Source organism: Paenibacillus sp. B46(2026), assembly GCF_056786355.1.
The window spans coordinates 1101088-1113914 of the sequence record NZ_CM165907.1; the positions used below are offsets into that span (position 1 = coordinate 1101088).

Here is a 12827-nt window from a genome sequence, read left to right on the forward strand (position 1 = left end):
TGAATCCTCCGTTTGATTCCAATCGACTTCTTCACTTGTTAAAATTTAGGTATAACTACTACGGTCAGGTTGGCGGTGAGGCGTAATGCAACGTATTCAGGTACATCCCGATGTGTTGGACGAGAAAGCACGATTTGTCCAGCAGAAGAAACAGGAACTCGAACGAATGGTCAGAGAACTGGAGAAATCAATCTATCTGTTGCAATCCGATTGGTCTGGAGTGACAGGAGAGCGTTTCTTCTGGGATTTTATGCAGGTGAAAGAAGTGTTCCCGACTACACTCGGGCTGTTGGACAAAATCCAGAATGAGTTCACGTTTATGGCGAGGAACTTCAGAACAACGGACGGCTCAGGCGAGGTTGCGCTGTACATTCCAGAGGAGCTAAAGCGAAATTTCGCTGTAGGGCTGCTCGATAAATCAATAGGAGAAACAATAACGGGAATGGGTCAGACGGCGGAAGCGTTCTTCTCTAACCCGTTCAGTACATTAAGCAGTGTGGCATATGCCATGACAGTGGGCAAAGTTGTGGACGTTGGGCGGGGTATTCAGTTTGCATGGGACACCGCCTGGGGCACGGGAACGGCGAGGTCTGATATAGAGCAATTTGTGGATGAGCAGAAGAAACAGATTGATCAGGATGGAATGGGTTATTATGGTGGAGCGATGACTGGTCAGGCTCTAGCCTACGTTTTGTTTGGCAAAGCTTTTCGTTCGAAGGATGACATTGGATCGGGGGGATCAGGGGGAGATAAGAAGGAGCCTGGAAAGGGAATTGACAGTCCCAGAGATCTAATAAAACCAAGTGGATCACCTAATCCAGAAGCCTTACCAAGTGGAGCGAGAACAAAAATTCCGAATAATGCGGATCAGGCGACTAAACAGTCTTTAGAATTAGAAAATGATGCTGCTGATCAATTGGCGAGAAGTGGATATCGGATTGAACAGAACCCTAAAGTTCTGGATAGTGATGGAATTGATTCCAAAAGAGATCCCGATTTTAGAATTGAAGGGCGTATATTTGACTGCTATGCACCAACTGAAAATAAAGGTATTAGAGGTATTTGGAGTGAGGTTCAAGAAAAGGTTGTGATTAAACAACAAACCAAGAATGTGGTGATTAATTTAACAAAGTGGTCTGGAGATGATTCTGCGTTGCTTAAGCAATTTAAAGAATGGGAAATCCAAGGTTTAGAAGAAGTTATCGCAATCAAAAAGGATGGTAAGATCATATCGGTATTCCCTTAAAGTAGAGGAGACAAGTCTATGGAATATTCACTTAAATTGAATGGAAAACAAGATGCGTTATGGTTGAAAAGATTAATTGAAAGTAAGAATTTTGAAGTGAATTATATGAACCGACAACACAATGCATTGTTCATTCATGAGTTTGATCTAAGCGGTGGTTTGAAAATAACTGCTTATGATAATAATTTTCCAGCCGATCATCCAGCAGCTTCTTATGAAACTATGTTTCAAGAAGAGGATTTTATGTATCAACAAACAATATCTTATGAATTGGAGAATAACCAACAATATGAATTATGGTATAAAACAATGTACGAGATTTCTTTTTCTGTTATCGGATCACTCAAAGTAGATGGAGTATTCTATCACACAGCTGGAGAAGAGATATTTTTCTTTAAAAACGGAAAGTATACGTTCAACGTAACATATCTTGAATTAATCCAAACGCATTATGGAGAACTTCTTGAGAATATCGAGTATTCGGTTTTTACGAAACCTCACAACTGAATTACAGATAAATAATATTAAAGGGCACTTCTACCAGACAAACGTAGAGGTGCATTTTTATGGAATAAGGATACTAGCAAGTACTACGAAGATGATATTGATTACTAAATGTTGAGGTGAAACAGAATGTTATTGGAAAGTGCAGTATCCAAATTAAATAATATAAATTGGGCCTTAGTAGGTCTTATCTGAATCAAAACTCATATGTGAAAAGAATATTTGATTACTATCTACAGTTGGCGAAGTACGCAGAGAGTACCCCGGGTATTAGTCAATATCTAGACATATATGAACCGTTAATTAAACTTTTTGAACGAGGCGGCTCTTTTACCATCAAACCACTCTCTCTAGAAATTATACAAGTCTCACATTTTCCACTAAACAATTGGTATGAAAAATTTGTTGAGAAAGATCCGATTGATATTTAATAATATGTATATCACTAGGTTAATATTTCACATAATGTATTCATAGAAAAAGCACTTCTACCAAACCACAAGTAGAGGTGCTTTTTCCTATGAAATCAAAACAACTAATGAAATCTTCCACAGGTTGGTCGATAATATAGAAGAAGCAACTTTTAGCTAACCGTATACATAGAGAACGATTCACAACCATCCTAACTCTCGCGAGGTATATTCATGAAACAAGGCATATATGAACAGCTTATTAACACCATCACCAGGCAGGAGATTTCGGCGCTAGACCCGGATGTGTATCACATTGGGACCGAGAAGCTGGATGCAGAGGAAGCACGTAAACTGCTGTCCACGTATTTGGCGGCAGTGACCCGGCGAGCACTAAAGATTGTACGAGAACAGACGGAAGATAAGACGGCAGTGTTGGCACAGATCCGAACGTGTAATGAGATTATTGCTACCCTGAAAGGCACGCTGGGAGAAGAAGAGTACAATGAATTGCAACTGGATGAGCAGGGGGAAGTGCTGACCCATGTGTATTCCAAGCTGAACAGCATTCGTGCGGTCCGGGATACCAAAATCGTACGTCCAGATACACCCATCTCCCAAAGTTCTTTGTTTACAGGTGCGAAGTCCGAGCCGAGTATGCTATTGGAGCTGCAAAAAGAGATCGTGACCGCCGATCGGATCGACTGGCTGGTGTCATTTATCAAATTCAGCGGGCTTCGCCTGCTTCTGGAACAACTTCAGCAATTCACGGCTGGCGGAGGCAAGCTGCGGATTATCACAACGACTTATATGGAGGCAACCGATCTCAAGGCCATTACTGAACTCAGCAAATTACCTAACACAGAGATCCAGATTTCGTATGATACCAAAGTGACTCGGCTACACGCCAAAACGTACATTTTCCACCGTGATACTGGATTCACTACAGCCTATGTCGGCTCTTCCAACCTTTCCAACCCGGCGCTGACCAGTGGTATGGAGTGGAACCTCAAGGTGACAGAGAAAGATTCACTCGATGTGTTGCGCAAGATTGAAGCCACCTTCGAGAGTTACTGGAATGACCGTGAATTCACGCGTTATATGGCTGAAGATGAAGGCCATGAGGCACAGTTGAAGGCGGCTCTGAATCGCAAAAAAGATCAGTCCAACCACTTCCACCTCGACATTCAGCCTTACGATTATCAAAAAGAAGTACTGGAACAGCTAGACGCTGAGCGTACGCTGTATGGACGAACCCGCAACCTGATCGTCGCCGCCACAGGCGTCGGCAAAACGGTTATCTCTGCCTTCGATTACAAGCGATTCCGTGCAAGCCATGCGGGAGTAAAGCTTCTTTTTGTCGCCCATCGAGAAGAAATCTTGAGGCAAAGCCGGGATACGTTCCGGTATATCCTGAAGGATATGAACTTTGGTGAGCTGCATGTTGGGAATCATCGGGCGGAGGCGCTGGAGCATCTGTTTGTTAGCATTCAGAGTCTTAACTCCATGAAGCTGACGGAGATCACCAGCCCTGAGTATTACGATTACATCATTGTGGATGAATTCCACCATGCCGCTGCACCTTCATACCAGAAGCTGTTGTCCCACTACGAACCTAAGATTTTGCTGGGACTCACTGCCACGCCTGAACGGATGGATGGCAAAGACATTACCGCCTACTTCGATCATACGATTGCCGCCGAGATCCGTCTAACTGATGCGATTGACCGGAAGCTACTGAGTCCCTTTCAATATTTTGGCGTCACCGATACTGTCGATCTGTCCCGGGCGAAGTGGTCGCGTAAAGGCTACGACCTGAACGAACTGGAGAAGCTCTATACTCATAACAAAATCCGTGCCAACCAGATCATCCAAAGTCTGAACAAATACGTAACCGATCTGGACGATGTGAAGGGGCTTGGTTTCTGCGTAGGGGTGGATCATGCGATGTACATGGCAAAAATATTTAACGAAGCCGGCATTCCATCCATGGCCCTGCATGGCGGGTCGAGTGAACAGGAACGTCACTCTGCGAAAGGACAGCTGGTGAATGGGGAACTGCGCATGATCTTTGTCGTTGATCTGTACAATGAGGGCGTGGATATCCCTGATGTGAACACCATCCTGTTCCTGCGTCCTACCGAGAGTCTAACCGTATTCCTGCAACAGTTGGGACGTGGACTACGGATGGCGGAGGGCAAAGAGTGCCTGACCGTGCTCGACTTCATCGGGCAAGCGCATCAGGAGTACAGGTTCCAGGATAAATTCCGTGCTCTGATCGGGGCCACCAAACATTCCATCTCGTACTACGTCGAGAACGGCTTCTCGAACCTGCCACGCGGCACGTTCATTCAGTTGGAGAAACAGGCGAAAGATTACATTATGCGCAACCTCAAGCAAATGAGTCGTAATCGCAGAGCGTTGATCCAGAAGCTTCAAACGTTCCAGCAAGACACCGGACTGCCGCTGACCTTGGCTCATTTTGTAGAGCATCACGGGATGACACTGGTTGAATTGTATGGTGGACGTGCGGGGAAAAGGTATTTCCGCGGCCTGTTGGCCGAAGCCGGATTAACAGCACCCATCGTGGATGAACACGAGGAGTACATCCGCAGACTGCCGTCTGTGCTGACGATTAACTCCCGAAGCTGGCTGACGTTCCTGATTGACTATATCGAAAAAGGCAAAGAACCCACGACCGCCGATGAACGGCGCATGTTGATCATGTTCTATTACACCTTCCACCGGGCTGCGCCCGAGAAATTGGGATTGAGTAGCATCGAAGAGGGAGTACAGCGTGTGCTGTCTTGTGAGGCATTCCGAGCAGAGCTTGTGGATATTTTCCAATATAATCTGGCTCATCTGCGATTTGTGGATAAAAGAAATTCGTTCCCGTACACTTGTCCACTGGATATCCACTGTATGTACTCCATCGACCAAGTGCTTGCCGCCTTCGGCTACTGGAATGCCCAGCAATCCCCCGCCTTCCGCGAAGGCGTGAAGTATTTTGCAGACGAACAGACGGATATTTTCTTTATTACACTGAACAAATCGGACAAAGACTTCTCTCCATCTACTCTCTATGAGGACTATGCGATCAACGAGCGTCTCTTCCACTGGCAGACTCAGAGCCGAGTATCAGAGCATACGGCTACCGCGCAGCGGTATATTCATCACCGGGAGACGGGCAATCGGATCGCGCTATTCGTGCGGGAGTATAAGGAGGAGCATGGCTATACGTCTCCATTTGTGTTTCTGGGCGAAGCGGATTATGTGAGTCATGAGGGGAACAAACCGATGAGCTTTGTATGGCGGTTAAGGGAAGAGATGCCTGCGAAGATGGTGGCGGTGGCGAATAAGTGTATTGTTTGAATTAAAAAGGAAGGATAAAATTATGAAAATCAATACTTCATATCTAGTTATGCTCTATATTCCACATATATTTAATATTCTTGTATTTTTATTTTCAGAAGATTTAAACACAAAGATTATAGTCACATGGTCTACGGCTACAGTTTTAGCTGTACAACTCTGTAGAGTAATTCCTAGTAGATTAGAATCTTGGATAGCATATTGCTTTTTAAATCTAGTTGTTCTGTTGCCTATTACTATGTACACTCTGGAGACGTTTTTTCTTTTGGTCACAATAGGATCGTTCTTTGTCGCATTATATTTACTCATTATGTTCCATCGATTCATTAATATTAAAATGAAGTTGGATATTTATCTATCTGTTCCAATTATGCTTATTTTAAGTTTGATGTTTTTCTTAGTTTGGATCTTTGGGTATTTCCCGTTTCTATCTAACTTAATTGAAACATATCCAACAAGTCCTTTTCTTATATCTCTAACAAAATATGTTACTTCGGACTTTATGAAGATTTTTGTAGTAGCTATTTTTTCGTTAATTCTAGTATTTAATGCTTTTGAAGCTCTATTAAAAATTGTAAAGAGTGAGAGGTTGGTTAGTAAATCAAAATATCAGATTATATTTTTATTTCTTTTCTCTTTTGGAGCTTTAATACTGCCTGATACAATTTTCTCACTTTTGTATTTATCTTTTTCTGAGACGATTGATTCCACTAAATTTATGAACCACGTAAATAATAATGATGTATCAAAAATAATTTTTTATTACATTAAATCCTTTTATTATTCCTTTTGTTTGCATTTTGCTGCCCCGATTCCTACAACGGAATTTTATAGTAATATGCAACATGCTGTGATAAGTTATCCTCATTTAAAAATATTACAATTTTTGCATTATACACAAAATAAACTTGTTGAATTAACATTATTTGCAGTTATAGCGGGTCATGTATCAAATGCCCTTGGACTTGGGACTAAAAATAGTAAAGAGGATATAAATAAAGCTGGTGAGAATCCTCTATAATTTTACCTTTGATAGTTCTCTGTTTTTTCAATTAAAGTGTTGGTGTGGAAAATTTTCCTCTCGACGGATTGTCAAACCAAGTGCGACAGTTCCTCTGTAAAAGATTCGTGAGCCGTCTTCCAACCCAAGCATTTTCGTGGTCTGTGATTCATTAGATCGAGTGAGTGTGCGAGTTCTTCATCCTCCACTTGAGCGAAATCTGTACCTTTGGGGTGGAACTCTCGTAGTAAGCCATTCGCATTCTCGTTGGAACCGCGTTGCCAAGAGGAATACGGATCAGCAAAATAAACGTGCAGGTTATGCGTGGTTTCCAGACTGGCATAACATGCAAACTCCTTTCCTCGGTCAGCCGTGGCTGTGAGAAAGGTCCCTGTAGGGTACTGTGAGATGGCTACACCGAGTGCAATCTCCATTGACAAAGCGGTACGGTCGGGCATGAGAACAGCGGTATATAGGCGTGTTTTACGTTCAATCAACGTGGCCACGCAGCCTTTACTTTTCCCACGGCCCGATACGACGGTATCCAGTTCCCAGTGCCCAAACGTTTCACGGGAACGTACCTCTTTGGGACGATCCGAAATGGATCGACCAATGGCAAATTTACCGCGAGTTTCTGCGGGTTTCTGACGCTTCCCTTTGTGCCGAAGAACCTGTAATACGCCTTGAACCAAGCGCCCCGTGTAGATCCAGCGATAGATGGTTTTGAAGGTGACGGTTGGCAGGCCTTCCATGCGGAAACGTTCGGTGATTTGTTCTGGAGACCACGTCGCCTGAAGCTTCTTCTCCAAGGAAGCAGCCAAGGCTTCTGACCATTTACCTCGAGAGACAGAAGCCTTACGGCGCTCCTCATAAGCGTTTTGAGCTTGTTCTGCCTGATAGGGTTGCGATGCAGTAACACGATCTAACTCACGACAAATCGTCGACGGATGCCTCCCTAGTACTTTTGCAATGGCTCTCGAACTTTGGCCTTGGCTGTGGAGGATTTCTAGCTTGCTGCGTTCGATTATGCTAAGATGTGAATAACTCATGGACTGATTCTCCTTGTGTGAATGCTTGTGTGGTAACTTTCATTCTACACGAATCAGGCTATGAGCCATTTTTTTATTTCCAGTAGGTGTCGCACTTCATATTACAATCTGTCTCTCAAAAAAAAGCAAAGCTTTTGTTAAATGCTTTGCTTTTTATGTTAGTCTCCTTTGGATTCATTAAGTAACTCTCTTATAATATTTCTGGATAAACGGATTTTAGTTGGAGAGGTTTCTCTCAACATATCCACTATCTCTTGAATCATTATATCTATCTCAATAAACTCAATTTCATCACTTACATAAGCAAAAAGTTGAGAGACATTGACCTCCAACGCCTTTGCTATTTTACCAAGATTAATTAAAGAAACATTCTTTTCTCCGCGTTCAACTTGTCCAATGTATGTAAAATGGAATCCACCTTTTTCTCCAAGTGCCTCCTGAGATAATCCTTTCTCTTTCCTTAAAACTTTAATTCGTGCACCGACTAATTTTAAAATTTTTCTATCATCCATACTATGCACCCCCTCTATGTAAAAGTGTAGACAAGATTTTGGGGGCTAAACATGAGTATATAAATCGTATGGTTTAACGATATTATATCTTTGAGTATTTATTTATTGTATAATATTGGTATTAACTCTTTGGAGGGATGACAATGGCAAGAAATTGGTCCATAACCGAAGCGTATTGTAATCACCAAGTAGATTTTACCCCACGTTTGCAAGACCATGATATCTCCACACAACCTAGGTCCAAACATATTCCTGCTTACCATACGCTACGTACTACAATAATGGCCTATCACCAACATGGTAAGTATCATCTCAAACTTGCAATCATCATGCGTAATCACAATCAGTTCAAAGCCTGCCTAATTCTATGTGATTGGGCTCTAGCCTCCATGATTAAGGCGCTTTATATCCATAAGTATCACTCAGTTCATCCACCCAAAGAACTCACCATGAACGAAATCTTGCCTCTAGTGCATACGGACACTGAACCCGGATTGGATATCGCTTTGTTCATCGGTACGATGCAACATATGTCATCTTTAGAGGAGTGCCCAGATTATCAGCCACTAGAATTGAACAACATCGAAAAGCTGATTCGACGAACAGAAGAGATATTGGAGGAGTTATCAGGGAGATTGATAATAGATTCATCAGAATAAATTTGTTGTTTAGGATACTTATATTTCTTAGAGTTAAAGGCTTGAGCTAAAAAGGAGAGGTATTTATCCAACTAAAGTGCGTGACGCATTAGAAATGAAATGTTCTTTAGTTTTACACCTGGAAATCGTGGGAGTTTCACTATTGCATTTAAAAGAGGTTCTAATCAAAGTTGGTGCTTGAAGTTTCGATCTATCGTGCTAATGGACGTAGCATGATCGATTGTGTTCTACAAGAAGTGATTGAAACTGCGATCGTAGTTGTGAAAGGCAGAGCGCGTACTTTTTAGGCATTCTATTTATGATTTAATATGTATTGTGTTTCTGATTTACTTCTAAATTGTAGTGCTAGTATCTCTGTTTAATCAAACAAAATATTGGTATGTTAGTTGTTCATCTGTCATTCTAACAGGTGGACTTGGTAACAAAACCATCTTGTGGAGTGTACAGGTGTTTTTCTATACTTAGGTGCTAACATAATGATTGATTAATTTTAAACAATATGATATTTTGTGGAGCAAAAATAGGAATCATTTTTTGAAGAATTTTGTTTTATTTTTGAGTATAATGTTATAAGTGATAAACTGTGATAGAAAGGCTACTAAAAAATTAAGCTAATGAGGAGTTATTATAATATGGCTAGTATAGAAAAAGATACAGAACTACAATTAAAAGAAGGTTTTCTTATAGATTATATCTCCGGAAAGCAAATTAAAGATACACCTGAAGAACGTGAAGCAGTTCAAGTTTTTTCAGAAATATTAGTTAAAGACTATGGTTATCCCAAGGAGTTTATTCAGACTCGCCCTCAGTGGAGAGTTAAGGTTAGACCTTCCGATAAGAAAAAAGAATATCCTATAGACATTGCAGTTTTTGATAGTGACGACAAGACCGATGATACCGCATATATCATAGTTGAATGTAAGAAGAAAAATAGAAAAGATGGAAGAAGTCAATTAGAAGATTATCTTAGATTTTCTAAGGCTCAATTAGGTGTTTGGTTTAATGGAGAGAACAGGCTTTTTCTTGTTAAAAACGAAAAAAATGGAAAAGTTAGGTTTGATGAAATACCTAACATTCCGAGGTATGACCAAAGGCTCGAGGATGTTGGACATTTTAAAAGGAAAGATCTGAAACCAGCAACTAATCTTAAAGTAATCTTTAAGACTATAAGGAACTATTTAGCTGCTAATGCTGTTGGTGCGACAAGGGATGAAGTATTTGCACAGCAACTGATCAATCTTATCTTCTGTAAGATATATGATGAAAGATTCACTAAGGGAGATGACATCGTCACCTTTAGAGCTGGTATTAATGAAGAAAGTACTAAGGTACACGGACGTATTGTTAAATTATTTGAACATGTAAAAAAGCAATATGATGATGTAATTGAAATAGCTGACTCAATACTATTAGATGCAAATACTCTAACTTACGTTGTGGGAGCATTGCAAAACTACTGCCTGGTTGATAGTGAAAGGGATGCAGTTGCTGAAGCATTTGAGATATTTATTGGACCTTCATTAAAAGGAGGGCAGGGACAATTCTTTACACCAAGAAACGTTGTTAAAATGATTGTCGATATGATTGATCCTGATCCACACGATAAGATTATTGACCCAGCTTGTGGAAGTGGTGGGTTTCTGGTTGAAGCATTAAGGTATGTATGGAATAAGGTTGAGTTACAGGGACGTGAATTAGGTTGGCCAGAAAGTGAGATTTATTCTGAAAAGCAGAAGGTTGCAATTAGAAACTTTCGCGGCTTAGATAAAGATAGCTTTTTAAGTAAAGTTGCAAAAGCGTATATGGCTATTTTGGGCGATGGTCGCGGCGGGGTCTTCTGTGAAAACAGTCTTGAATCCAGACAGAATTGGTCAACTGATACAAAAAGTGAGATTAATTTTGGTGGTTTTGATATTGTACTTACAAACCCTCCATTCGGTAAAAAATTGGCTATTGATTCGGAGGATATTTTATCTAAATACGATCTAGGACACGTCTGGAAGCCAAATGAGAATGGCGAGTTTGAAAAGGGAGCAAGACAAGAAAAGCAACCACCACAGATATTATTTATTGAACGTTGTCTAGACTTGCTAAAACCAGGTGGGAAATTGGGAATCGTACTTTTAGAAAGTACTTTTGGAATGCCTAAATATAGATATGTAGTTGATTATTTAACTAAGAAAACAAAAGTTTTGGCTATTGTGTCCATGCCAGAGGACTTATTCCAGCCTCATACGCATGCCAAAACATGTGTGGTTATATGCGAAAAAGTAAAGGAAAGACCAGAAAAACCCTATTCAATATTCATGAGCGAAGTAGCTTGGTGCGGCCATGATAGTAGAGGTAATCCAACATACAGGATTAATGCTGATGGCAAGAATGTGCTTCTTGATGATACTGTTGATGTAGCGGCGATTTACCATGAAGGGAGAAAGAATAATTCGTGATAAATTACTGGATTGAATCGTCTGAAATAAAAGACAACATATATATACCTAAATATTACAATCCTGGGATAATTGAAAAAATCAAAAGTTTAGAATCGACACATATGTGTAAAACAATAAAAGAACTTGTTTCTGAAGATATCATTGAATTTCATACTGGTCATGAGATTGGTAAAAGTGCTTACGGGACAGGAGATATTCCCTTTGTAAGGACATCAGATATTTCTAATTGGGAGATAAAAACCATCCCTAAACAGGGAGTGAGTAAGGAAATATATAATGAATACGCTGAGGTTCAAGATGTCAAAGAAGGAGATATTCTCTTTGTTAGAGATGGAACATACCTCATCGGAAGCAATTGTTTCATTACAAAAGTAGACAAAGAAATATTATTTCAATCACATATATTAAAGGTGAGAGTGAAGAAATCTGATTTTCTAGAACCTGAGTTACTGTTTTTACTCTTTAATACGGATTTAGTTCAAGAACAGATAAGATCTTTCCAATTCACTGCAGATATAATCGATACTATAGGTCATCGCTTTAATGAGATAGTACTACCAGTGCCTATAGAGAAAACGGTTAGAGTGGACATTGTTAAGAAGGTAAAAAAGGCCTTGATGGAGAGGCTCAAAGGAAAGGCCTTTATTAAGCACTCGCCAAAAATTGTGGAACAGGTTCTATTATCAAATAATACAGCCGAATTAGACCGTCTTCAATCGATGGATATTGATGAAATAACTGCTCTAATCTCTAATGAAACAATAACTTCTGAGTTTGGTGGTTTTAACAATTTCTTTATTAATTCAAATGAAATAAAAGACAGTATTTTTGTTCCTAAATATTATGATCCAACTATTTTGGAGGAATTAGAAGCAGTTGGAGCACATTGTGATTTAATTACTATGGGAGAACTTAGAGATCAGGAGATTATCACCTATTATACAGGGGATGAAATAGGTAAAATGGCCTATGGTACAGGTGAAATTCCGTTCATTAGGACATCAGACTTCTCAAATTGGGAGATTAAACATAATCCAAAACAAGGCATATCGGAAGAGATATATGAACAATATGCCAAACGAGAAGATGTCAGAGAGAATGATATATTACTAGTAAGAGATGGCACTTATTTGATTGGCTCATCCTGTTTAATTACTAAGTATGATTCAAAGTCTCTTTACTGTGGTGGGTTGTATAAAATAAGATGTAACGATTGGGAAACTATTGATCCATTCCTACTAGTTGGGCTGTTGAATTCATACATTGTTAAGAGGCAAATTCGTACAAAACAATTTACTAGGGATGTCATAGATACAATAGGAAATAGGATTGATGAGGTAGTATTACCAATTCCGAAGGCGTTTATGACAAGGCAAAAAATTAGTAAATTTATTCAAAATACAATTGAAACAAGAATTCACTCACGGGAAGAAATAAGTTCGTTAGCAAAATTTATCTTATCTAAATGATGTTTTTACTAATAAATACCACGTGAAATATTTCAAAAGACATCCCTCTGTTTGTTTTGTAAATTTTGAGCGATGTCTTTTGGATTTTATTTTTCCCGATTATAAAATTCAGGGTGAAAATACAAGATGATTATAATATTTAGTTTTCTATAAGAA

At 39.9% G+C, this 12827-nt stretch carries 9 protein-coding genes; 7 read left to right on the forward strand and 2 right to left on the reverse strand.

The features are described from left to right. Positions 1–85: 85 nt before the first annotated feature. From AC1S8V_RS05050 to AC1S8V_RS05065, 4 genes are all read left to right on the forward strand, one after another. Positions 86–1246 carry a CdiA C-terminal domain-containing protein gene (locus tag AC1S8V_RS05050; protein WP_482072692.1) on the forward strand — a complete coding sequence of 387 codons (1161 nt, stop codon included), beginning with the start codon at positions 86–88 and terminating at the stop codon, positions 1244–1246. Between the two features lie 18 nt (positions 1247–1264). After that, positions 1265–1753: a hypothetical protein gene (locus tag AC1S8V_RS05055; RefSeq protein ID WP_482072693.1), complete on the forward strand. Its 489-nt coding sequence runs from the start codon at positions 1265–1267 to the stop codon at positions 1751–1753. A gap of 641 nt (positions 1754–2394) precedes the next feature. Further along, complete coding sequence (locus AC1S8V_RS05060) at positions 2395–5532, forward strand: DEAD/DEAH box helicase (RefSeq protein ID WP_482072694.1); 3138 nt, start codon at positions 2395–2397, stop codon at positions 5530–5532. A gap of 22 nt (positions 5533–5554) precedes the next feature. Next, entirely contained in the window at positions 5555–6553 is a 999-nt protein-coding gene (locus tag AC1S8V_RS05065) for a hypothetical protein (RefSeq protein WP_482072695.1), read from the forward strand. 71 nt (positions 6554–6624) lie between these two features. Here the strand turns inward: AC1S8V_RS05065 and AC1S8V_RS05070 are convergent, their stop codons facing one another. Next, positions 6625–7581, reverse strand: coding sequence for an IS30 family transposase (locus AC1S8V_RS05070; protein ID WP_482071163.1), 957 nt, complete (start codon positions 7579–7581; stop codon positions 6625–6627). Positions 7582–7739: 158 nt separating this feature from the next. Further along, on the reverse strand, positions 7740–8093 hold the full coding sequence (locus AC1S8V_RS05075) for a helix-turn-helix domain-containing protein (RefSeq protein ID WP_482072696.1): 354 nt from the start codon (positions 8091–8093) through the stop codon (positions 7740–7742). 143 nt (positions 8094–8236) lie between these two features. Here AC1S8V_RS05075 and AC1S8V_RS05080 point away from each other — a divergent pair, with 143 nt between their 5' ends. The 3 genes from AC1S8V_RS05080 to AC1S8V_RS05090 all read left to right on the forward strand — a co-directional run bounded on the left by AC1S8V_RS05080 (position 8237) and on the right by AC1S8V_RS05090 (position 12671). Next, entirely contained in the window at positions 8237–8752 is a 516-nt protein-coding gene (locus tag AC1S8V_RS05080; RefSeq protein WP_482072697.1) for a hypothetical protein, read from the forward strand. Positions 8753–9384: 632 nt separating this feature from the next. After that, a complete protein-coding gene (locus AC1S8V_RS05085) occupies positions 9385–11199 on the forward strand; it encodes a type I restriction-modification system subunit M (protein WP_482072698.1) in 1815 nt (604 codons plus the stop codon). Next, on the forward strand, positions 11196–12671 hold the full coding sequence (locus AC1S8V_RS05090) for a restriction endonuclease subunit S domain-containing protein (RefSeq protein ID WP_482072699.1): 1476 nt from the start codon (positions 11196–11198) through the stop codon (positions 12669–12671). The genes AC1S8V_RS05085 and AC1S8V_RS05090 overlap by 4 nt, the downstream gene beginning before the upstream one ends. The last annotated feature ends 156 nt before the right edge of the window (positions 12672–12827 follow it).